Annotated in this window: 20 protein-coding genes; 5 read left to right on the forward strand and 15 right to left on the reverse strand. The window is 70.8% G+C overall.

Annotated features, from left to right (window positions below; all coding sequences use genetic code 11):
* The first annotated feature begins 28 nt into the window (after positions 1-28).
* Complete coding sequence (locus tag BM204_RS01435) at positions 29-403, forward strand: DUF8819 family protein (RefSeq protein ID WP_091109803.1); 375 nt, start codon at positions 29-31, stop codon at positions 401-403.
* A gap of 12 nt (positions 404-415) precedes the next feature.
* Here BM204_RS01435 and BM204_RS01440 read toward each other — a convergent pair whose 3' ends face one another.
* The 3 genes from BM204_RS01440 to BM204_RS01450 all read right to left on the reverse strand — a co-directional run bounded on the left by BM204_RS01440 (position 416) and on the right by BM204_RS01450 (position 4,521).
* The gene (locus tag BM204_RS01440) at positions 416-1,129 is read right to left on the reverse strand and encodes a GntR family transcriptional regulator (protein WP_246165760.1); all 714 of its coding nucleotides are present in this window, start codon (positions 1,127-1,129) and stop codon (positions 416-418) included.
* 87 nt (positions 1,130-1,216) lie between these two features.
* Positions 1,217-3,751 carry an ABC transporter permease gene (locus BM204_RS01445; protein ID WP_091109805.1) on the reverse strand — a complete coding sequence of 845 codons (2,535 nt, stop codon included), beginning with the start codon at positions 3,749-3,751 and terminating at the stop codon, positions 1,217-1,219.
* Positions 3,751-4,521, reverse strand: coding sequence for an ABC transporter ATP-binding protein (locus BM204_RS01450; RefSeq protein ID WP_091109806.1), 771 nt, complete (start codon positions 4,519-4,521; stop codon positions 3,751-3,753). Before BM204_RS01450 ends, BM204_RS01445 begins: the two co-directional genes overlap by 1 nt.
* Before the next feature lie 102 nt (positions 4,522-4,623).
* Here BM204_RS01450 and BM204_RS01455 point away from each other — a divergent pair, with 102 nt between their 5' ends.
* The 4 genes from BM204_RS01455 (at position 4,624) to BM204_RS01470 (ending at position 8,333) form a co-directional block, all read left to right on the forward strand.
* Entirely contained in the window at positions 4,624-5,058 is a 435-nt protein-coding gene (locus BM204_RS01455) for an SRPBCC family protein (protein ID WP_091109808.1), read from the forward strand.
* A 74-nt stretch (positions 5,059-5,132) separates the two neighbouring features.
* Positions 5,133-5,747 (forward strand): alpha-ketoglutarate-dependent dioxygenase AlkB, encoded by a 615-nt coding sequence (locus BM204_RS01460; protein WP_091109810.1) that lies wholly within the window; start codon positions 5,133-5,135, stop codon positions 5,745-5,747.
* Positions 5,748-5,974: 227 nt separating this feature from the next.
* Complete coding sequence (gene gnd / locus BM204_RS01465) at positions 5,975-7,444, forward strand: NADP-dependent phosphogluconate dehydrogenase (RefSeq protein ID WP_091109811.1); 1,470 nt, start codon at positions 5,975-5,977, stop codon at positions 7,442-7,444.
* A gap of 1 nt (position 7,445) precedes the next feature.
* A complete protein-coding gene (locus BM204_RS01470) occupies positions 7,446-8,333 on the forward strand; it encodes an aldo/keto reductase (RefSeq protein WP_091109813.1) in 888 nt (295 codons plus the stop codon).
* 50 nt (positions 8,334-8,383) lie between these two features.
* Here BM204_RS01470 and BM204_RS01475 read toward each other — a convergent pair whose 3' ends face one another.
* The 12 genes from BM204_RS01475 to mftA all read right to left on the reverse strand — a co-directional run bounded on the left by BM204_RS01475 (position 8,384) and on the right by mftA (position 21,042).
* Positions 8,384-8,944: a LemA family protein gene (locus BM204_RS01475; protein WP_091109814.1), complete on the reverse strand. Its 561-nt coding sequence runs from the start codon at positions 8,942-8,944 to the stop codon at positions 8,384-8,386.
* A 43-nt stretch (positions 8,945-8,987) separates the two neighbouring features.
* The gene (locus BM204_RS01480; RefSeq protein WP_091109816.1) at positions 8,988-10,739 is read right to left on the reverse strand and encodes a DUF2207 domain-containing protein; all 1,752 of its coding nucleotides are present in this window, start codon (positions 10,737-10,739) and stop codon (positions 8,988-8,990) included.
* A 127-nt stretch (positions 10,740-10,866) separates the two neighbouring features.
* Positions 10,867-11,574, reverse strand: a complete 708-nt coding sequence (locus BM204_RS01485) for an SRPBCC family protein (protein ID WP_091109818.1) — start codon at positions 11,572-11,574, stop codon at positions 10,867-10,869.
* Between the two features lie 4 nt (positions 11,575-11,578).
* A complete protein-coding gene (locus BM204_RS01490; RefSeq protein WP_091109819.1) occupies positions 11,579-12,433 on the reverse strand; it encodes an FAD binding domain-containing protein in 855 nt (284 codons plus the stop codon).
* Positions 12,430-14,922 (reverse strand): xanthine dehydrogenase family protein molybdopterin-binding subunit, encoded by a 2,493-nt coding sequence (locus BM204_RS01495; protein ID WP_091109821.1) that lies wholly within the window; start codon positions 14,920-14,922, stop codon positions 12,430-12,432. Before BM204_RS01495 ends, BM204_RS01490 begins: the two co-directional genes overlap by 4 nt.
* Complete coding sequence (locus tag BM204_RS01500) at positions 14,919-15,389, reverse strand: (2Fe-2S)-binding protein (protein ID WP_091109823.1); 471 nt, start codon at positions 15,387-15,389, stop codon at positions 14,919-14,921. Before BM204_RS01500 ends, BM204_RS01495 begins: the two co-directional genes overlap by 4 nt.
* Positions 15,390-15,955: 566 nt before the next feature.
* A complete protein-coding gene (locus tag BM204_RS01510; protein ID WP_091109827.1) occupies positions 15,956-17,185 on the reverse strand; it encodes a helix-turn-helix domain-containing protein in 1,230 nt (409 codons plus the stop codon).
* A 54-nt stretch (positions 17,186-17,239) separates the two neighbouring features.
* Positions 17,240-18,667, reverse strand: coding sequence for a mycofactocin biosynthesis glycosyltransferase MftF (gene mftF, locus BM204_RS01515; protein ID WP_091109828.1), 1,428 nt, complete (start codon positions 18,665-18,667; stop codon positions 17,240-17,242).
* A complete protein-coding gene (mftE, locus tag BM204_RS01520; RefSeq protein ID WP_246165758.1) occupies positions 18,664-19,416 on the reverse strand; it encodes a mycofactocin biosynthesis peptidyl-dipeptidase MftE in 753 nt (250 codons plus the stop codon). Before mftE ends, mftF begins: the two co-directional genes overlap by 4 nt.
* Entirely contained in the window at positions 19,413-20,654 is a 1,242-nt protein-coding gene (gene mftC / locus BM204_RS01525) for a mycofactocin radical SAM maturase (RefSeq protein WP_091109830.1), read from the reverse strand. Before mftC ends, mftE begins: the two co-directional genes overlap by 4 nt.
* Positions 20,651-20,935 (reverse strand): mycofactocin biosynthesis chaperone MftB, encoded by a 285-nt coding sequence (gene mftB, locus BM204_RS01530; protein ID WP_091109831.1) that lies wholly within the window; start codon positions 20,933-20,935, stop codon positions 20,651-20,653. Before mftB ends, mftC begins: the two co-directional genes overlap by 4 nt.
* Complete coding sequence (gene mftA, locus BM204_RS01535) at positions 20,935-21,042, reverse strand: mycofactocin precursor MftA (protein WP_143099620.1); 108 nt, start codon at positions 21,040-21,042, stop codon at positions 20,935-20,937. The genes mftB and mftA overlap by 1 nt, the downstream gene beginning before the upstream one ends.
* Positions 21,043-21,099: the final 57 nt, after the last annotated feature.

Here is a 21,099-nt window from a genome sequence, read left to right on the forward strand (position 1 = left end):
TGCCTTGAAACCCGAGCACAATGGACCTGTGGACGACACCCTGTTCTTCGAGGCCCGCGCCCTCGTCCTGGCCGACCTCCAGGCCCGGCACCAGGCGACCGCCGAGGCCGTGTCCGCTCTCGAGGACGCCTGCGCGGCCCGCAAGTGGTGGGCAGAGCAGTGGCCCGAGGGCGGGGTCTTCGTGGCCGGGCTCGTGGCCCAGGACGTGCAGGACTCGTTGTTCGAGAGCCGCGCCCGCTGGCCGTTGTGCCTCGGCTGCGAGGACGGCCCATCGCATTCGCTCTACATCCAGCCCGATCTCGGCGGCCCCGACCCCGTGTGGGTCTGCGAGGAGACCGGCACCGTCGCCGCTGCGCTCGGTCAGCTGCACTCGGCGCGAGGTGGGGCGGGTCGGACGTCGTAGCCGCCGCAGCGCTCACCCTCCGAGCTGGACCCACATCGTGTAGCGGTCGGCGCGGTAGACCGAGCGGGAGACCTCGACGGTCTTGTCACCGGCCATGGCGCGGCGCGACTGACGCAGCACGACACCACCGACGGGCAGCTCGAGCAGACCGGCCTCCTCGGCAGTCGGCCGGTCGGCGGTGATGGAGTCCTCGGCCCAGGTGGGGCGCAGGCCGCGCTGCTCGAGGGCGTCGTAGAGGCTCGTGGGCATGCCGCTCTGGAGGAAGCCGGGCAGCAGGATCTCGTTGAGGTAGGCGTCCTCGATGCACACGGGGGTGCTGTCGCCACGGCGCAGCCGGCGCCAGTGGATGACCGCGTCGCCCTCGGAGATGTTGAGCGCGCGGGCGACGCCCGGGCCGGCCTGCTCGCGACGGGCGAGGAGGGTCTGTGACTCGGCGAGGAGGCCGCGGCGGTTCATGTCCTCGGTGTAGCCCGAGATGCGGCTGACCGACTGTCGCGGGCGGGCCACGAAGGTGCCGCGTCCGGGGATGCGCTCGAGCAGCCCCTCGACGACCAGTGCGTCGAGCGCCTGGCGCACCGTCATGCGGGCCACGCCGAAGCGGTGGACCAGCTCACGCTCCGAGGGAGCCGGTGAGCCGGGGGCGCTTCCGGTGACGAGCGCACGCACGTACTCACGCACCTGGACGTGCTTCAGCATCCGTCCGTCGGTGAGGAGCGCTTCTTCCACCCGACAAATGTAGGGCCGAACCAGCGCTCCCGTCCCCCGAATGGGGGTAGTCCGCTGTGGCAAGGGTCTCGTGATCTCACGTTGACGTCACTCGGTCGAGATGGCCCGGAGCACGTCGAGCCGGGCAGCCCGACGCGCCGGGAGGATCGCGGCAAGCATCCCGATGACCACCGAGAGCGCCAGGAAGACGGCCAGCTGGCCGTAGGGCACGCTGATGACCTCGAGGCCCTTGTCGCGCACGGCGTACATCAGCGCGACGCCGAAGCCGACGCCGAGCAACACCCCCAGCACCGCGCCGAGCACCGAGATCACGACCGACTCGAGGGTGATCATCCACCGCAGCTGCGCGCGCGACACCCCGATCGCGCGGAGCAGGCCGACCTCGCGGGTCCGCTCGATCACCGACAGCGCCAGGGTGTTGACGATGCCGAGCACGGCGATGATCAGCGCCAGGCCCAGCAGGGCGAAGATGATCAGCACGAACTGGTCGATCGGCTCCCGGCGCTCCTGCGCGAAGGCCGCCTGGTCCTTGACGGTCACGATCGGCAGGTCGGCCACGACGTCGTCGAGGCCTGCCTGGAGGTCGGAGGCGCCCGGCTCCGCGAAGACGATGAGCGCGTTGTCGGCCGGCTCGTAGCCCGCGTCGACGAGTGTCGTCAGCGTCGTCAGCACCGGGGAGAAGACGACCGGGTTCTCGGCGTAGACGCCCACGACCTCCCAGGACTTCTCGCCGGTCGGCACCGTCACGTCGACGGTGTCACCGACCGCGAGGCCCTCCTCGTCGGCGAAGGTCTCGTCGAGCAGGACGGTCCCGTCCCGCAGGTCGCTCGTCGAGCCGCGCAGCAGGTCCAGCTCCAGCCCGTCGATGGTGGCCGGGTCGGTCGCGACCACGCCCTGTGCGTCCCCGTCGCGCTCGACGAGCTGGAAGCGCTCGCGGATGACCTGGCCGACACCCGGCACCTGCGCCATCTCGTCGGCGATCGTGGCGTTGAACTCACCGCCGAAGACGTTGCTCACGACGTAGTCGCCGACGAAGTTGTCGCTCACCGACGCATCCACCGACGCCTTCGCGGAGTCACCGACGATCGCCATCGTGCACGCGAGCGTCAGGCCGATCATCAGGGCCGAGGCCGTGGCCGTCGTGCGGCGGGGGTTGCGCAGTGAGTTCTGCCCGGCCAGGTTGCCGATCGATCCGAACAGCCGCGTGTAGAGCGCGCGCGCGCCGACCAGGAACGGTCGTGAGATCACCGGGCTCATCGCGGCCACGGCCAGCAGGACGAAGAGGATCCCGCCGCCGGTCATCTGGCCGCCGTAGGGCAGGTCGGAGAACAGCCCGAGCCCCAGCACGACCAGGCCGAGCACCCCCAGGGCCAGGCCGCGCCAGAAGCGTTGCTGGATCGAGCTCTCGGTCAGCGCCACGTCGTCGCGCATCGCCTGGACCGGCGAGATCCGGGCCGTACGGCGGGCCGGCAGCCACGCGGCCGCCATGGTGACCAGCACCCCGACGACGTACGACGCCAGCACGGTGCGCGCCTCGAAGACCAGCGGCTGCCCCGAGAGGTCGAGCCCGAACTGCGCGAACAGGACGCGCAGCGCCATGGCGAGCAGCACCCCCAGCCCCATGCCGACCGTCGAGCCGAGCACCCCGAGGACGAACGCCTCGAGCTGCACCGAGGCGATCACCTGGCGCTTGGAGGCCCCGAGCGCGCGCAGCAGCGCCAGCTCCCGGCTCCGCTGGGCGACCAGGATCGAGAAGGTGTTGACGATGAGGAACGACCCGACCACCAAGGAGATGCCCGCGAAGATCAGCAGGAACGTGGTGATGAAGGAGACCGCCTCGAGCAGGTCGTCGGCCGACTCGTCGGCGGCGGTGTCACCTTCGACGGCCTCCACGTCGTCGGGCAGCGCCGCCGCGACGGTCTCGGCCAGGTCGGCCTGGGACACCCCGTCCTCGGCGGTGACCCAGATGTCGCTGAACGCCTCGTCCCCGTCGAGGAAGAGGTCCTGCGCTGTGGCGGTGTCGAACAGCGCCAGGGTGGCCCCGTTGAGCGAGCCGCCGTCAGGGAAGCCGACGACGCCGACGAGCGTCGGTGCCAACCGGCTGGCGCCGCGCGGGGTGAGCAGCGGCACCGTGTCGCCGACGACGTAGCCCGCCTTCTCGGCAGTGCGGTCGTCGAGCAGCACCTCGTCGACGCCCTGCGGTGCCTCGCCCTCCACCAGCTCGAGGCCGGCCCCACCCGCCGACGGTGCGGTCATGTAGTTGCCGCCGAGGGCCGGCGGTCCGAGCCCGCCGATGACCTTGTCGTCCTCGCCGACGACGTAGACGCCGAAGGCGTTGACGTTGCCGTCGACCCGCGCGACGCCCGGCAGGCCCTCGAGGTCCTCGACGACGGAGGCGGGGACGGTGAGCGAGGAGAAGCCGCCTGAGGTGGCGCCACTGCTCTCGGGGCGCACGACGACGTCCCCCACCGTGGAGGAGAACAGCGCGGTGAAGCTGCGGCTGAGGGTGTCGGAGAAGATCAGCGAACCGGCGACGAACGCCACGCCCAGCACGATCGCGAACGTGCTCATCAGGAGCCGCACCTTGCGGTCCAGCAGGCTCTTGAGGGCAGCCCGGAACATCAGGCGCCCGGTTCGGACATGCGGGTCATGATCTCGATGACGTGCTCACGGTCGGGGTCGCGCAGCTCGTTGACGACCCGCCCGTCGGCGAGGAAGACGACCCGGTCGGTGTAGGCCGCCGCCACCGGGTCGTGGGTGACCATCACGACCGTCTGGCCGTGGTCGCGCACGCTGCTGCGCAGCAACTCCAGCACCTCGGCTCCTGAGCGGGAGTCGAGGTTGCCGGTGGGCTCGTCGGCGAAGACGATCCGCGGCCTGCTCACCAGCGCCCGGGCGACCGCGACCCGCTGCTGCTGGCCGCCCGAGAGCTCGTTGGGCTTGTGCTTCAGGCGGTCGCCGAGGCCGACGGTCGCGACGACCTCGTCGTACCAGCCGGGCTCGGGCTTGCGGCCCGCGATCGACAGCGGGAGCAGGATGTTCTCCGCCGCGGTCAGGGTCGGGATCAGGTTGAACGACTGGAAGACGAAGCCGATCTCGTCGCGCCGCAGCCGGGTCAGCGCCTTGTCGCCGAGGTCGTCGAGGCGCTGCTCGCCGATCAGCACCGAGCCGCTCGTGGCGGAGTCGAGCGCGGCGCAGCAGTGCATCAGGGTCGACTTGCCCGAGCCGCTCGGACCCATGACCGCGGTGAACTCGCCTGCGTAGAGGTCCAGGGTCACGCCGTCGAGCGCACGGACCAGGGCGTCGCCCTCGCCGTAGGTCTTGGTGAGGTCCTCGACACGGGCCGCGGCCACGCGTCCGACCGGGCCGGCGAGCAGCGGGGCATCCGTCATGGCACCAGGGTCCCGTGCGGCTCCAAGGATGCGCCACCGGGCATGCCCCTGACTCACCCCTGGGCTGGACCGGCTCCTGGGTCGTCTCCGTAGGTTGGTCTCATGCATGTCGAGCGCAGCTTCACCGTGACCAGGCCGATCGAGGAGGTCTTCGCCTACTTCGGGGACTTCACCCACACCGAGGCCTGGGACCCGGGCACCGTGAGCACGACCCGCACGGGCGGCGACGGCGGTCTCGGCACGACCTACGCCAACACCTCGGAGTTCATGGGCCGTCGCGTCGAGCTGACCTACGAGACGATCACCTACGACCGCCCCGTCCGTGTGCAGTTCCGCGGGAAGAACAAGTCCGCCACCGCGACCGACTCGATGACCTTCTCGCCGTCCTCACCTGCCGGCAGCGGTACATCGATCCACTACCGCGCCGACTTCGACTTCGGCTTCCTCGGCAACCTCGTCGTGCCCCTCGTCATCCGCCGCAAGCTCGACACGGTGGCCGACGAGACGGTCGCGCAGATGAAGCGTGCCCTGGCCTGAGCCGCGCCGGGCCGGCCTGACCCGCCGGCGCGTCCTGTCGAACATGTGTTCGATGCATCGCGTATCGTCGGGCCATGGACTTCCAGACGACGCTCTTCGAGGCACCGCCCCACCGGCTCCGGTCCTTCGAGGGCCTCGAGCGGCGCGAGCTCACCGAGGGCGCCTGGCTCGACGTGCTCCGCTCCTGGGTGCCCGATGCCGACGACGTCCTCACCACGCTGGTTCGCGAGGTGCCGTGGCGGGCGGAGAAGCGACAGATGTACGACCGCCTCGTCGACGTGCCCCGGCTCGTGCACACCTACATGATCGGCGAGGACCTCCCCCACCCCGTCCTCACCGAGGCCCGCGACGCGCTGACCGAGCACTACCTGCCCGAGCTCGGCGAGCCGTTCCGCACGGCCGGGTGCTGCTACTACCGCGACGGGCGCGACTCCGTCGCCTGGCACGGCGACACCATCGGCCGCGGCAGCACCCACGACACGATGGTCGCGATCGTCTCGGTCGGCGACCCGCGCAGGCTGTGCCTGCGCCCCCGTGGTGGCGGGGAGTCGATCGCCATCGAGATGGGCCACGGTGACCTGGTCGTTATGGGCGGCACCTGCCAGCGCACCTGGGAGCACGCGGTCCCCAAGGTCGCGGTCGCGGGACCACGGATCTCGGTGCAGTTCCGGCCGTTCAACGTCTTCTGAGGCTCCTGAGCTCGCGAGGGAGCGACTCAGAAGACGCCAGCACGCCAGCACGCCAGCACGACCGAGCCAGCGAGGTCGTCGTGGTCGGAGCCCTCGGCGAGGCCGTGTCGCGTCCCGGCGCCCTGCAGCGTCGGGGCACGTCGTACGACGCGACGCCGACCGGGGACCCGGCTCGACCGGCGGGGTCGTCGGGAACACCTGGTTGACCACCGGAGTTACATGGAGTCATGGCAACCTCGAGCACTGACGCGACCGCGACCATCGGGATGACGGGTCTGGCGGTGATGGGTCGCAACCTGGCCCGCAACATCGCCAACCACGGCCACACCATCGCGGTGCACAACCGCACGACCGCCCGGACCACCGCGCTGGTCGAGGAGTTCGGTGACGAGCCGACCGAGCACGGTGGTGCGTTCGTCGCCACCGAGAGCCTCGAGGAGTTCGTCGCTGCGATCCGGCGGCCACGGGCGATCATCATCATGGTCAAGGCCGGCGAGCCGACCGACGCCGTGATCGAGGAGCTGGTCCCGCTGCTCGACGAGGGCGACATCGTCGTCGACGCCGGCAACGCGCACTTCACCGACACCCTGCGTCGCCAGCAGGCGTTGGAGTCCCAGGGCCTGCACTTCGTCGGCATGGGCGTCTCGGGTGGCGAGGAGGGCGCGCTCAAGGGCCCCTCGATCATGGTCGGCGGCTCCGAGCACGCCTTCGAGGTGCTCGAGCCGGTCGTCATGTCGATCACCGCGCAGGTCGACGGGACCCCGTGCGCCGCCCACGTCGGCCCCGACGGCGCCGGCCACTTCGTGAAGATGGTCCACAACGGCATCGAGTACGCCGACATGCAGCTGATCGCGGAGTCCTACGACCTGCTGCGCAGCGTCGCGGGACTGGAGCCCGCGGAGATCGCCGACGTGTTCGACGAGTGGAACGCAGGCGACCTCGAGTCGTTCCTGATCGAGATGACCGCCGACGTGCTGCGCCACACCGACGCGGCGACGGGCAAGCCGTTCGTGGACGTCGTACGCGACGCTGCGGAGCAGAAGGGCACCGGCCGCTGGACCGTGCAGAGCGCGCTGGACCTCGGCGTCCCGATCACCGGCATCGCCGAGGCGACCTTCGCCCGCAGCCTCTCGGGCCACACCGCCCAGCGCGCGGCCGCGCAGAAGATGTTCTCCACGACCACCGAGGACCAGCGGGTCGAGGTCGACCGCGACACCTTCGTCGACCAGGTGCGCGCTGCGCTCTACGCCGCCAAGGTGGTCGCCTACGCGCAGGGCTTCGACCAGATCGCGGCCGGCTCCGAGGAGCACGGCTGGGAGGTCGACCTCGGCGAGACCGCGACGATCTGGCGCGGCGGCTGCATCATCCGCGCGCAGTTCCTCGACCGGATCAAGGAGGCCTACGCCTCCGAGCCCGACCTGACCACGCTGCTCACGACGCCCTACTTCGTCGATGCCGTCAAGGACGGCGTCGATGCCTGGCGCGAGGTGGTCGCCACCGGGGCCCGCGCGGGTGTCCCCACCCCGGCGATCTCGTCGTCGCTGGCCTACTTCGACGGCCTGCGCCGCACCCGACTGCCTGCCGCCCTGATCCAGGGCCTGCGGGACAACTTCGGTGCCCACACCTACGAGCGGACCGACCGCGAGGGCACCTTCCACACCACCTGGGCGGGCGACCGCACCGAGAAGGAGATGTGACATGACCACCGAGACCACCACCACCAGCACGGGCTCGAGGACCGCAGCACCCTCCGGCACCTTCGCGATCGGCGGCGACCTGCCCGTCGTACGCCTCGGCTACGGCACCATGCAGCTCCCCGGTGAGGGTGTCTGGGGACCGCCGAAGGACCACGACGGGGCCGTGCGCGTGCTGCGCCGCTCGGTCGAGCTGGGCGTGACGTTCTTCGACACCGCCGACTCCTACGGCCCCGTCGTCGCCGAGCAGCTCCTCAAGGACGCGCTGCACCCCTACGCCGACGACGTCGTCATCGCCACCAAGGCCGGCCTCACCCGTCAGGGTCCCGGTGTCTGGACGCCGGTCGGCGTCCCGGCCTACCTGCGACAGCAGGCCGAGCTCTCGCTGCGCAACCTCGGCGTCGAGACCATCGACCTCTTCCAGCTCCATCGCATCGACCCCTCGGTCCCGCTCGAGGACCAGGTCGGCGAGCTGAAGAAGCTCCAGGACGAGGGCAAGATCCGCCACATCGGCCTCTCCGAGGTCAGCGTCGAGCAGACCAAGGCGGCCCAGCAGGTCGCGACCATCGCAACCGTGCAGAACCTCTACAACCTCGCGAAGCGTGACGCGGAGCCGTTGCTCGACTACGCCGAGGAGCAGGGCATCGGCTTCATCCCGTGGTTCCCGCTGGCCACCGGAGCGCTGTCGAAGTCCGACGGTCCGCTTGCCGCCGCGGCCGCAGAGCACGGCGCGACCCCGTCGCAGCTCGCGCTCGCGTGGCTGCTGCGTCGCTCACCGGTGATGCTGCCGATCCCCGGCACCAAGAGCGTCGAGCACCTCGAGTCCAACGTCGCCGCCGCCGGCATCGAGCTCACCGACGAGGAGTTCGCGACGCTGTCCGCCGCTGCCTGAGCCGACGCCGCCGCGACCTCGCACCTCGCACCTCGCACGCTCCTGCGAGGTCAGAACTCGATGCTGGGCGCGGCGACGTGCGCGTCAGGAGCGTCGTAGAACTCGCGCTTGTGCACGCCGGCCATGCCGGTGAGGAACATCCACGGGATGGTGAGGACGAGCTTGTTGAGGGTGGCGACGGCGTCGTTGTAGTACTGCCGCGCGAAGGAGATCTGGTTCTCGGTCTCGGCGAGCTGGCGCTGGAGCTCGAGGAAGTTCGTGTTGGCCTTGAGATCGGGGTAGGCCTCGGCGACGGCGTTGACCTTCACCAGCGCCTGCTGGAGCGCAGCGTCGGCCGCGGCCTTCGCCGGTACGTCGTTGCCCGCGGCCGCCTGCTGCACCCCGGCGCGGGCCTTGGTCACCTCGTCGAAGACGCCCTTCTCGTGGGCGGCGTAGCCCTTGACGGTCTCGACCAGGTTGGGGATCAGGTCGGCGCGTCGGGTGAGCTGGACGTCGATGCCACCGAGCGCCTCCTCGGCGTTGACGTCGGTCGTGCGGAGCTTGTTGAAGCCGACGACGACGAAGCCCACGAGCAGGACGACGATCACCAGGACGACGATGAGGATCAACACGGACGTGCCTTCTTTCGATGGGATGACGCGTGGGTGTGAGTGTTCACCATGATCCACCGCCTCCGCCACCACCGCCCCCGCCGCCGGAGAAACCTCCGCCGCCGCTGGACGAGGACGACTGCGTCGCCTGGTAGGACGAGATGGCACTGTCGACCGTGGAGTCGAAGTCGCTCACCATCGAGCTGATCGCCGAGCCTGCGTAGAAGCCCGCGTAGCCGGGTCCGAAGTAGCTCGGGGTGGGCGGCTCCGCGCCCATCTCGGTGCGGTACTTCGCAGCCCACTCGTCGGCGCAGCCCAGCGCGACCGCCCACGGGATGTAGGCGGTGTAGAGCTCCTGGCGGCCGGAGAAGTCGAAGCGCTCGATGCTCGAGTCGGTCGCCAGCACCCGACGGAAGCCCCCGACACGAGACCACAGGTCGCGTCCGCTCCTGGTGCGCTTGGTGCTGGCGCCGGTCTTGAGCAGCGGCGCGCCGAAGACGCAGAAGGCGCCGGGGACGAGCCCCAGCATGGTGACGTTGAACGGGTTGGCGAAGACGTTGGCGATCGCGGCGATGAAGGCGGCGATGACGAGCAGTCCCCCGGCGCCACCGAGCCCGGCCGAGACCAGGTGCTGCCCCTGGCTGGCCCAGTCCTTGGTGGCCTTCTCGAACGACGCGATCTCGGTCTTGAGCCGCTTGCCGGCCTCGACGTCCTTCGGCGCCGCGGTGAACGACGTGCCGGGTCCACCGAGCAGGTGCGCGATGCTCGTGGTGACCGGGTCGAGGCCGGTCCAGCCCTGGGCGCCGCCCTTGTCGCTGATGGTCCAGGCTGCGCCGTCCTTCTGCAGGTCGATCGCGCCCTTCTCCGCCGCGTGCAGCAAGGTCGCGACGTAGCCCTCACGGTCGATCTTCTCGGTGAAGATGTAGGCCGCCTGCGCTGGCCCGATCCCCTCCGGCGGCGCATACATCAACGGGAACTGGGGGTTCGACTCATAGGAGCGGCGCGCGAGCAGCAGGCCGGCGAGCCCGGCGAGGGCCGCGATCACCGCGATGATCCCGAGCCCGAGGAGGCTGCCGCCCAGCACGCTGTCCCAGCGCGGCGACCACGGCACCGCGTTGCCGGCGGCCGGGGTCGCGACGTCCAGGCCGGTCTGCAGCGTCACCGGGGTGTTGCGCGCGAGGTCCGAGGCGCTGATCGAGAGCTGCTGGGTCCCCTCCCCCTCGACCGTGCACGGCGTGCCCTCGCCGACGCCGACCGTGCAGAGCACCTCCTCCGCGGGCGCGGGGAGGTTCACCGTCAGGTCCGCCGCGACGATGCTCTGGCGCCAGCCCGACGGGATCAGGTTCCAGTAGAGCTGAGTCGGCGAGGCACCCGAGCCCTCGATGAGGACGCCGTCGATGTGATAGCTGATCTCATAGGTGTGACTGCCGATGTCCACCGTCGAGTCCGGGTCACCGATCTTGGCCACCTGGTAGCGCCCGCCCTGCTCGCGGTACTCCTCGAACGGCACGTCCCCGCCGTCGAAGGTCACCGCGACCTCCTCGACCGTACGCCGGGCCGAGTCGTCGCCTGGATCCGTGCGGTCCCAGAAGCGGAAGATCCCGTGCTTGCCGAAGATCGGGAAGTCGACCGTCAGCGTCTCGACCACATCGAGGTCGCCGTTGTCGGCAACATCGAACGTGGCCTGGTAGCGGGTGATCGTCGTTTCCTCGTAGCTGCCGTCGTCGGCACCGCCCGTGCTGTAGAAGAGCGCGGGAAGAGAGAACACGCCCACCAGCACGACGAGGCTGATGACGATGGTGACCAGACGGCGCATGGACCGGAGCCTAGGCCTTCGCACGGCCGCGCGGGGAGGCTGTCGCTCGGCAGTGGTCTGGTACTCCGAGTGCCGAGTCGGCGCGATGTCGCAGGGTCTGCAACATCGCGCCGACTCGGCAGTGGGGTCAGCGGCGGCGGACCCACCTGAAGATGATCGCCAGCACCACGAGGCCGACCGCGCCCTGCTTCCAGTAGCCCTTCAGCAGGATCGGCAGGACCGCTGCCCCCAGGTCGAGGGCGTCGTCCTCCTGCGCCGGGGCCGGACGGGGTGCCGACGGCGCCGAGGTGATCGGCGTCGCAGTGGCCGCGTGCTTGCCGGCGAGGGAGCCCTCGAGCGAGGCCGCCCCCTCCGAGGTGGAGGTGTCGGCCGCGGGCTCCGCAGCCGGTGGCTCCGGGGAGAGCCGCTTCTCCAGGCACGCGACGAACTGCCCGAGCAGCTTGTCCGAGACGTCCTGCATGACCCCCCGGCCGAACTGCGCCGGCTTGCCGGTGATGGCCAGGTCGGTCACCACTACCACGTCGGTCGCGCCACCGTTGTCGTCCATGGTGCAGGTGACCACGGCCCCGGCCGTGCCGTTGCCGCGCTTGTCCTTGCCCCTGGCGTCGACGACGAACTTGTGCGCCGTCTCGTCCTTCTCCACGAACGTGCCCGAGCCGTTGTAGACCAGGGCGATCGGACCGAGCTTGACCTTGCAGGAGCCGTGGAAGGTGTCGCCCTCCACCGAGGTGACGACTGCGCCGGGGAAGCACTCCGCCACCGAGGCAATGTCCTGGAAGTGCGCCCAGGTCTCCTCGACGCCGGTCGGAACGGTGAAGCGATGGGTCAGGTCCACGAGGTCAGGCCCCTGCGGCGTTGAGAACGGCTCGACGCACGAGCACGGTGGCGAGGTGCTTCCGGTAGGCGGACTCGCCGTTCAGGTCCGAGGGCGGGTGGGTGCCCTCGGCTGCAAGCGCGGCCGCGGCGGCCACGCCCTCCTCGGTCGCCGGCTGCCCGACCAGGGCTGCCTCCGACGCACGGGCCCGCAGCGCGGTGTTGCCCATGTTGGTGAGCCCGATGCGTGCCTCGGCAATCGTGCCGCCCTCCATCTTGACGGTGGCGGCGACGGCCACGATCGGCCACTGATGCGCGACCCGCACGAACTTCTCGTAGCAGGAGCCCCAGCCGGTGTGCTTCGGGACCCGGACGGCGACGAGGATCTCGTCCTCACCGATCGCGGTCTCGAAGAGGTCGACGAAGAAATCGTCGGCCTCCACCGTGCGCGTGCCGCCGGGACCCTGGATCACGAACTGTGCCCCCAGCGCCAGCGCCGGGGCACCGAGGTCACCGGCCGGATCGGCGTGGGCCAAGGCCCCGCCGAAGGTGCCGCGGTGTCGGATCTGTACGTCGGCGAGGTGCTCGACGGCCTGGTGGATCAGCCCGGCGTGCTCCTCCACCAACGGGTCGTGCTCGACGACGGAGTGCTGGGTCATCGCACCGATGACGATGGCGTCGCCGTCGTCGCGGATGCCCCGCAGGCTGTCGATCTTGCCGAGGTCGATGACGACCTCGGGGGCGTTGAGCCGCATCCGCAGCACGGGGAGCAGGCTCTGCCCCCCGGCCAGGATCTTGGCGTCGTCACCGTGCTCGCCCAGGGCGGCGAGCGCCTCCTCGACCGTGGTCGGCGCGAGGTAGTCGAACTGTGCGGGGATCATGCGCTGCCTCCAGACGTGCGGTCGGTGGTGCCTTCCATGCCCGTGGAGGCGTCGAAGTGCGGTGCGGCTGCCGCGACGGTCTCGGCCTGGGCGCCGCCTCGGGCGTCGTTGATCGCCTTCCACACCCGCTCGGGCGTGCAGGGCATCCGGATGTCCTGGACTCCGAACTGGCGGACCGCGTCCAGGACGGCGTTGACGACGGCCGGGGTCGAGGCGATCGTGCCGGCCTCACCCACACCCTTGGTGCCGAGCGTGTTGGTCGTCGCCGGCGAGGTGGTGTGGTCGAGGTCGAAGCTGATCGTGTCGGCCGAGGTCGGCAGCAGGTAGTCGACGAACGAGCCCGTCACCAGGGTGCCGGCGTCGTCGTAGACCGCTTCCTCCCAGAGGGCCTGGGCGATGCCCTGGACCAGGCCGCCGTGCAGCTGGCCCTCCACGATCAACGGGTTGATGATGTTGCCGATGTCGTCGCAGGCGGCGTACTTGCGCATCGTCACCTGGCCGGTCTCGGTGTCGACCTCCATGGCACACAGGTGCGTGCCGTGGGGGTAGTTGAAGTTCACTGGGTCGAAGGTCGCGTCGGAGTCGAGCGAGGGCTCCACCCCGTCGGGCAGGTTGTGCGCCGCGAAGGTCGCGAGCGCGATCTCCGCCATCGCCAGGCCCTGGTCGGTGCCCTTGACCGTGAAGCGACCGCCGGCGAACTCGACGTCGTCCTCGGAGGCCTCCAGCAGGTGGGCGGCGATCACCTTGGCCTTCTCGATGACCTTGTCGGCCGCCTTGACCACGGCCTCACCACCGACGACCAACGACCGGGAGCCGTAGGTGTCCATCCCCTTGTGGGCGATGGCGGTGTCGCCGTGCAGGACCTCGATGTCCTCGAAGGCCACGCCGAGCCGGTCGGCGACGATCTGGCTGAATGCCGTCGCGTGACCCTGGCCGTGGGCGGTGGCCCCGGTGAGGACCTCGACCTTGCCCGTGGGCAGCATCCGGACGCTGGCGTGCTCCCAGCCACCGGCGCCGTAGTCGAGCGAGCCGAGCACCCGCGAGGGCGCCAGGCCGCACATCTCGGTGAACGTCGAGATGCCGATGCCGAGCTGGACCTTGTCGCCCGACTCACGGCGGGCCATCTGCTCGGCGCGCAGCTCGTCGTAGCCGAACATCGCCTTGGCGTTTGCCGTGGCGGCCTCGTAGTTGCCGGAGTCGTACTCGAGGCCGGCCACCGTGGTGAACGGGAACTCCTCGTGCTTGATCCAGTTCTTCTCGCGCAGCTCGAACGGGTCGACGCCGAGCTCGGCGGCGAGGTCGCTCATGATCCGCTCGATGCCGAACGTCGCCTCGGGGCGGCCGGCGCCGCGGTAGGCGTCGGTCCAGGTCTTGTTGGTGAGGACCGTCTGGCAGTTGAACTGGTAAGCCGGGAACTTGTAGATCGCGTTGAACATGAACGCACCCAGCACCGGGACGCCGCCGCCGATCAACGCGACGTGCGAGCCGAGGTCGGCCAGCAGCTCGACCTTGAGGCCGGTGACGGTGCCGTCCTTCTCGGCCGAGAGGGTCAGCTTCTGCCACTGGTCGCGACCGTGGTGGCCGGCCATCAGGGACTCCGAGCGGGTCTCGGTGTATTTCACCGGCTTGCCCAGCTTGCGGGCCACGAGGAAGGTGATGAACTCCTCGGGCGTCGTCTGGAGCTTGCCGCCGAAGCCGCCGCCGACATCAGGAGCGATGACCCGGATCTTGGCCTCGGAGACGCCAGTGACGGCCGCGAGCAGGAACTTCAGGATGTGCGGGATCTGCGTCGCCGACCACATCGTGATCTGCTCGCCGGTCGGGTCGACCACGGTCGAGCGGGGCTCCATGAAGGCGGGGATCAGACGCTGCTGGCGGTATTCGCGCTCGAGGACGACCCCGTCGGTGCGGGCCTTGGCGATCGCCTCGTCCACGTTGCCGCCGGTGCCGGCCTCGGCCGAGTCGAACTTCCAGAACGCCGACTTGTTGGTGCCGAGCTCGGGGTGCGCGAGCGCACCGCCGTTCTCCGGCGTCGCCTCCGCGGCCGCCTTGAGGTCGAGGGCCGCCGGAAGCGGCTCGTAGTCGATGTCGACGAGCTCCGCGGCGTCACGTGCCTCCGCGGCAGAGCGGGCCACGATGACCGCGACGATCTCGCCGGCGAAGACGACCCGGTCGACCGCGATCGGCGGGTGGGCCGGCGCGACCTGGTCGGGCGTGATCGGCCAGGCGTTGGGCAGGCTGCCCTGCTCGTCGGCGACGTCTGCGCCGGTGATCACCCGCACGACGTTGGGCGACTCCAGCGCCGCGGAGGTGTTGATGTTGGTGATCTTCGCGTGGGCGAAGGGGCTGCGGACCATGGCGAGGTGCACCATGCCGGGCAGCGTGATGTTGTCGGTCCAGCGGGTCCGACCGGTGATCAGTCGCTGGTCCTCCTTGCGGCGACGGTCCTTGCCGATCTCCGCGGTGGGAGCGTCCTGGACGGCGGTCACTGGGCACCTCCCTGGGCGGCGGCGTGCTGCACCGACTTGACGATGTTGTGGTAGCCCGTGCAGCGGCACAGGTTGCCCTCGAGACCCACCCGGATCTCCTGCTCGGACGGCTTCGGGTTGTTCTTCAGCAGGTCGATGCTCTGCATGATCATCCCGGGGGTGCAGAACCCGCACTGCAGGCCGTGGCACTCACGGAACGACTCCTGGACCTGGTGGAGCTCGCCGTCCTGGGCGAGCCCCTCGATGGTGGTGACCTCGGCGCCGTCGGCCTGGACCGCCAGCACGTTGCACGACTTGACGCTCGTGCCGTCGAGGTGGACCGTGCACGCGCCGCAGTTGCTGGTGTCGCAACCGATGACGGTGCCGGTCTTGCCGAGCTTCTCCCGGAGGTACTGCACCAGCAGCATCCGAGGTTCGACGTCGTCAGCGACCTTGTCGCCGTCGACTGTCAGGTTGATCCGGGTCATGTACGACTCCCTCAAGAGTGGGTGGACCTGTGATGCGGGTCACCCCAACCTAGGGTCGGTCGGTTGGGCGAAGGTTGGCGTCGGCGACCCGCACGGCTCGAGGTCGACGGGGGTTCGGGAATCGCACCTGTCACCACCAGTCCCCGACCGCAGCCAGGGCCACGGTCGACTCTCTCGCTAGGACTGGAAGATCAAGGACTACCAGTTCAAGACTCAGGACCAAGACCCAGAAGCCGAAGGGCTGCCCGCACGGCCGGCGACATCTTCATCTCGAACCCGCGTGACGGCTCCCGCTGGCAGTACGGCGGCGCGTGCTCGTTCCGCTCCTGCGAGGACGGCGGTCGGTCGCTCGTCGAGGTGCGCAAGGACTGCAAGGCCAAGAACTGGATCTGAGCCGCCCGACCCCTGTGCGTCAGGCTGTGGTCATTGCTGGTCCGCCTAGCGGTCCACTTCATGAAGTTGTGGACATCGGAAAACCCGGATCTGCTGACAGTCCGCGGTCGTGTCGATGTGCCGGCGAGATGAGCGGTGCCCTCCGAGCGTGACAATGCGGTGGAGCAGGACACCTAGCGCAGGGCCGCAGCCAGCTTGCCCTTCAGCAGCGCCTTGGCCGGGTGGTTCGTGGCACTGATCGACGCCAGGCACCGCTCGACGACCGCCGTGTCGTAGGGCGCGAGCTCGCTGTAGCGCAAGACCGCGTCGGGCACGGGGTCGGCGAGCAGCGCCTCGCGCAGCGCGACCGCGACGTATTCGGCCAGGTCGCCGAGGGCGGGCGAGTTGGTGCCGGGCAGCAGGTCGCCACCGTAGGCGTCGACGGCCGCGGCGACGTGGCCGCCGCGCAGCAGGGTGAGGACGTGGTCGACGTCGGTGGCGACCGGCATCAACAGCCGGTAGGGGCGTGAGGAGAGCTGGCCGCCGAGGGCGGAGCGCAGGTGGGAGACCTCGGCCTTGAGCGTCGAGAACGTCACCGCCTGGTCGCCGTAGACCAGGGCGTGGAGCTGCTCGAGCGAGAGCCCCTCGGGGTGCAGCGCCAGCAGCGCGAGGATCTCGGTCTGGCGCCGGTTGAGGAGCAGGCGCTGGCCGTCGAAGCGGACCTCGGCGGTGCCGAGCAGTGTCATGACGAGGCCGGGGTCGTCGGTGACGTCGAGCGCGGAGGGGTGGTGCTGCGAGCGCGGCAGGGCGGTCTCGATGAGGCGCGCCATCACCCGCGCGGTCGCGAGGCCGATGGGGTGGGAGCGGTCCCAGGTGGTCGACAGGTCGATGACGCCCAGCTGGCGCCCGGTGTGGGGGTCGACGACGGGCGCGGCCCAGCAGACCCAGTTGTGCACGATCGAGGCGTAGTGCTCGGCGCTGAAGACCATCGACGGCTCACCCTGCCGGTTGGCCAGGTCGAGGGCGTTGGTGCCGACGGACTGCTCGTCCCAGCGGCCACCGACCACGAAGTTGACCGACTCGGCCTTGCGCCGCATCACGCGGCCGCCGTAGGTCCACAGGATGCGGGTCTGCGAGTCGGTGACCGCGAGCACGAGGTCGCCGTCCTCCGCCGTGCGGCGCAGCTCGGACTCGACGCCCTCCACTGCGCGCTGCAGCGGGGAGTCCTTCCAGATCGACGCCGTCTCGGACTCGTCGGCCAGGGGCGCCTGCGACACGTCGGGGGTGATGACCTTGTCGGAGCGGGTCCAGCTGTCCATGATCTCGGGGCGTACGACGGGCTCGGCCGCGTCACCGCTCTCGACGAAGCGTGTCCACGCGCGCATCGTCGCGCGCTTGCGCTCCTGAAGGTCGCCTCGTGCCATCCCAGACCCCCGTGCGTCGTCGGTCACTTCAACGTAGCACCGCTGTGATGGCGCTCACACGGCCGAACCAGCAGTCCGTCGGCGACCCCGGCGCAGCACCGGCAGCAGCGCTCGGGGCGAGCGTGCGCGGAGGGCTCCCCACCACACCCCGGAGCCGTAGGCGAGGTCGTCGAGCCGGTGCACCAGCACGTAGGGGACCACGCCGAGCCCCGAGCGGACCCGACGCCGGTCGGCCAGTCCCTCGGCCGCCGCCGCGACGAGCACGGCACGGCGACCACGCCCCGACCGCAGCGCCCACACGAGCCCGAGCGGCCAGTAGTGCCGGGTCAGCCCGGCCCCGACCTGCCACGTCGAGGCGACCGCGCCCTCCAGCGCGAGCACTGCGGCGGCCCGCGCGGGGCGCTCGCTGTCCTCGAGCCGGCGCGCCAGCGACGCTGTCGTGCCGGCCAGCGCGAGCACCGCCACGGGCGCCGACCACCGTCGCTGGGCCAGCAGCGCCACGCTCCACACCACCGTCCACGGCGTGATCACCACCGGCGCCACGGCACCCGGGTGACGCGCGGCCAACGGTGCTGCCGAGGTGCCGTAGAACGCCTTGCGAGCCAGCCATGCGCGCGGCCGCGTGCGGTGGTCGTGGCGCACGACAGCGGCGGGCTCGTAGCGCACACCCTTTCCCTCCCCCAGCAGCCGCCACACCAGGTCGACGTCCTCCCCTGAGCGCATGGCCTCGTCGAAGCCCGTGCCGAGGTCGGCCACCCGGGCCAGCAGACAGGCGCTCGGCAGGTAGGCCACTGCCCCGTGCACGCGCACCGCGGCCGGGGTGGGACCGAGGTCGAGCGAGGACCGGTCCTGCTCGTAGCGCTCCACCCACGACCCGGCGCCCTGCCCCAGCCCCTGCAGCCCGAGCACCCGCGGTCCGACGAGCGCGACCGCGGGGTCGTCGAGGTGTCGCCGCAGCGCGCCCAGCCACCCGGGGTCGGGACGCACGTCGGAGTCGCAGAACACGACGTACGCCGTGCGGACGGCGCGCAGCCCCGAGTTGCGGGCAGCGGCTGGGCCGAGGTTGCGCGGGTGCCGGACCAGGCGTGCGCCGTGCTCGGCGGCGACCGCGGCGAGCGACCCGGGGTCGGTGGAGCCGTCGTCGACGACGACGACCGGCAGCCCCGGCGGCAGCGAGGCGATCAGGCCGGCGACGGCGCCGGCGCGGTCGCGGGTGGGTACGACGACGGTCACGTCACCCACGTCGTCGTCGCGTGGGGGCGGGTCGGCCCACCACGGGTCGGCCACGCCTGCGTCGAGGAGCCTCCGCGCGACCTGCTGGGCGACCTGGCCACCGCCGACGGCGGACGGGAACGTGGCCACGACCTCCGCCGCGCTCGAGGAGAGCCGCAGCACCCGACCGCCGCCCACGAGCGAGCGACCGCCGTCGCAGACGTGGACGGTGGACGAGAGCGCCACGCCGAAGTCGGCAGGCAGGGTCATGGCGCCTGCCCCGGCACCGAGAGACGTCCGCGCTCGTCGACGTCGATCTCCGCCAGCTCGGCGACGAGTCGCTGCACCATCTCGGCGAGGATCGCGTCGCCCCGACGGGCGTCGGCACCCGTCGGGTCGCCGAGGACCCCCGATGGCGAGACCGCTCGCACGCCCTGGGCCCGCAGCGCCGGCATCAGCTGCTCCACCGGCTCGGTGGGGCCGGCCGTGAGCCGGTCGACCTGCACCGTGACAGGCGCCAGGCGGAGCATCAGGGAGGTCTCGGTCAACCCGGCGTGGGCGTCGGCACCGGCGGCCCGGCAGCCGGTCCACGCGACCGCGCGCCCCTCCTGCCGGAGCTGGCGCACGGCGCTGACCAGGGTCGGCACGTTACCTCCGTGGCCGTTGACGAAGACCACGCCCTCGGCCCAGAGGCAGGCGGAGCGACCGAGCTCGACCAGCAGCACCCGCAGGGCATCGTGACCGATGGAGATCGTGCCGGGGAAGCCCTCGTGCTCGCCGCTCGCGCCGTAGGGCACGACCGGCGCGACCACGAACCGGCGACGCTCGCGGGCCAGCACCCCGGCCGCGCGACTGGTGACGTGCGCGGCGACCACGGCGTCGGTGGCGAGGCCGAGCGCCGGCCCGTGCTGCTCCAGGGAGCCGACCGGCACCAGGACGACCACCGGGTCGCCCTCCTCGAGGTCGGTCCAGCGCAGCCGGCCCAGGCTCAGCTCGTCGGCAGGCTCCCGCGAGGTCACAGCCCGATCCGTCGACCTGTCGTCACCGGGCTCTCGTCGCACGGGCTGTCGGGACGACGGGTGAGCAGCGTCAGCGGCACCGGGGCGTTGCGCACCGTGCCCGTGTGCGAGTGGTCCTGCGAGCTGCCCGGACGCGTGCGTTCCCCCGCGATCGCGGTCTCGGCGTTGCCCTTGACGCACTCGGGGTCCGGTCCGTCGAGCGGCAGGCCGGTGAAGAACTTGGCGGCCATGCAGCCACCACGGCACGAGTCATAGGCCGAGCAGGAGACGCACGCTCCGCCCGTCTGGGGGTTGCGCAGGTCGGCGAAGAGCTCGGAGTGCTTCCACACCGTGTCGAAGCCACCGTCGGAGCGGATGTTGCCGGCCTTGAAGGTGTCATGGATCGCGAACGGGCAGGCGTAGACGTCGCCGACCGGGTCGACGAGGCAGACCACGCGGCCGGCCCCGCAGAGGTTGAGGCCCGGCAGCGCGTCGCCGTACGCCGAGAGGTGGAAGAACGAGTCACCGGTGAGCACCCGGTCTCCGTTGGCCACGAGCCAGTCGTAGAGCTCGCGCTGCTGCTCCGGCAGCGGGTGCAGCTCGTCCCAGACGTCGGCGCCGCGACCTGATGGCCGCAGGCGGGTGAGGCGCAGCTGCGCACCGTAGGTGTCCGCGATCGCCTTGAAGTCGTCGAGCTGACCGATGTTGTGGCGGGTGCACACGACCGAGAGCTTGAAGTCCTTCATGCCGGCGGCCTGCAGGTTGGCCATGGCACGCAGGGCGGCGTCATAGGTGCCGGCGCCGCGCACGTGGTCGTTCACCTCGGCGGTCGCGCCGTCGAGTGAGATCTGCACATCGACATAGTCGGTCGCCGCGAGCTTGGCCGCGCGCTCGGGGGTGATCCGGAAGCCGTTGGTGGAGAACTTCACGCCCACGTGGTGCTCGACCGCGTAGTCGAGCAGCTCCCAGAAGTCGGGTCGCACCGTCGGCTCGCCGCCCCCGATGTTGACGTAGAAGATCTGCATCCGCTCGAACTCGTCGATCAGGGCCTTGGCCTCGTCGGTCGTGAGCTCGTCGGGGTCACGCCGGCCCGACGAGCTGAGGCAGTGGACGCAGGCCAGGTTGCAGGCGTAGGTCAGCTCCCACGTCAGGCAGATGGGCGCGTCGAGACCGAACTCGAACTGGTCGACGAGCTTGCCCCCCACCGGTCGTGCGGTGACAGGTCGGGCGGTGACAGGACGTTCGGGGGCGAGGGTCACGGGGAGCTCCTGGGGTGGTCGGCGGTGATGATGCCGGTGCGGGCCAGCGAACGGAGCGCGTCGAGGTAGGCCGCGTGCTGCTCGGCGGGGACACCCGCCGAGTCGAGGGCGGCGTCGACGGAGCCGGCACCGGCCAGGCGTCGTACGACGTCGACGAGCAGGGGCGACTTGAGGAAGCTGAGCTGGCGGGTGGCGAAGTCGTAGGCCAGCGCGCCGAACGGCTCGGGCCGCAGCGACACCGACGAGCTGAGGCGCCAGGACCCGGCGAGCGTCGCCGGCATCAGTAGACGCCGCACATGCCGTCGATCGAGACCTCCTCGACCAGCTCGTCGACGAGCTCGTCGGCCTGCTCGTCGGCGGGGGGCGGGGTCTGCTCGGGGTGCGTCATGGGGGCCTCCGGGGGCGTGAGTGATGGCATCGGGCGTACGTCGCAACGCTGGCAGGA

Origin of the sequence: Nocardioides psychrotolerans, from assembly GCF_900113685.1 — a bacterium.
In the GTDB taxonomy this organism is placed as follows: domain Bacteria; phylum Actinomycetota; class Actinomycetes; order Propionibacteriales; family Nocardioidaceae; genus Nocardioides; species Nocardioides psychrotolerans.

Coding starts and splice junctions, on each gene's coding strand:
- BM204_RS01445 (WP_091109805.1), bottom strand. CDS start 3,751: ATGTTCCGGGCTGCCCTCAAGAGCCTGCTGGACCGCAAGGTGCGGCTC.
- BM204_RS01450 (WP_091109806.1), bottom strand. CDS start 4,521: ATGACGGATGCCCCGCTGCTCGCCGGCCCGGTCGGACGCGTGGCCGCG.
- BM204_RS01455 (WP_091109808.1), top strand. CDS start 4,624: ATGCATGTCGAGCGCAGCTTCACCGTGACCAGGCCGATCGAGGAGGTC.
- BM204_RS01460 (WP_091109810.1), top strand. CDS start 5,133: ATGGACTTCCAGACGACGCTCTTCGAGGCACCGCCCCACCGGCTCCGG.
- gnd (WP_091109811.1), top strand. CDS start 5,975: ATGGCAACCTCGAGCACTGACGCGACCGCGACCATCGGGATGACGGGT.
- BM204_RS01470 (WP_091109813.1), top strand. CDS start 7,446: ATGACCACCGAGACCACCACCACCAGCACGGGCTCGAGGACCGCAGCA.
- BM204_RS01480 (WP_091109816.1), bottom strand. CDS start 10,739: ATGCGCCGTCTGGTCACCATCGTCATCAGCCTCGTCGTGCTGGTGGGC.
- BM204_RS01490 (WP_091109819.1), bottom strand. CDS start 12,433: ATGATCCCCGCACAGTTCGACTACCTCGCGCCGACCACGGTCGAGGAG.
- BM204_RS01500 (WP_091109823.1), bottom strand. CDS start 15,389: ATGACCCGGATCAACCTGACAGTCGACGGCGACAAGGTCGCTGACGAC.
- BM204_RS01510 (WP_091109827.1), bottom strand. CDS start 17,185: ATGGCACGAGGCGACCTTCAGGAGCGCAAGCGCGCGACGATGCGCGCG.
- mftF (WP_091109828.1), bottom strand. CDS start 18,667: ATGACCCTGCCTGCCGACTTCGGCGTGGCGCTCTCGTCCACCGTCCAC.
- mftB (WP_091109831.1), bottom strand. CDS start 20,935: ATGCCGGCGACGCTCGCCGGGTCCTGGCGCCTCAGCTCGTCGGTGTCG.
- mftA (WP_143099620.1), bottom strand. CDS start 21,042: ATGACGCACCCCGAGCAGACCCCGCCCCCCGCCGACGAGCAGGCCGAC.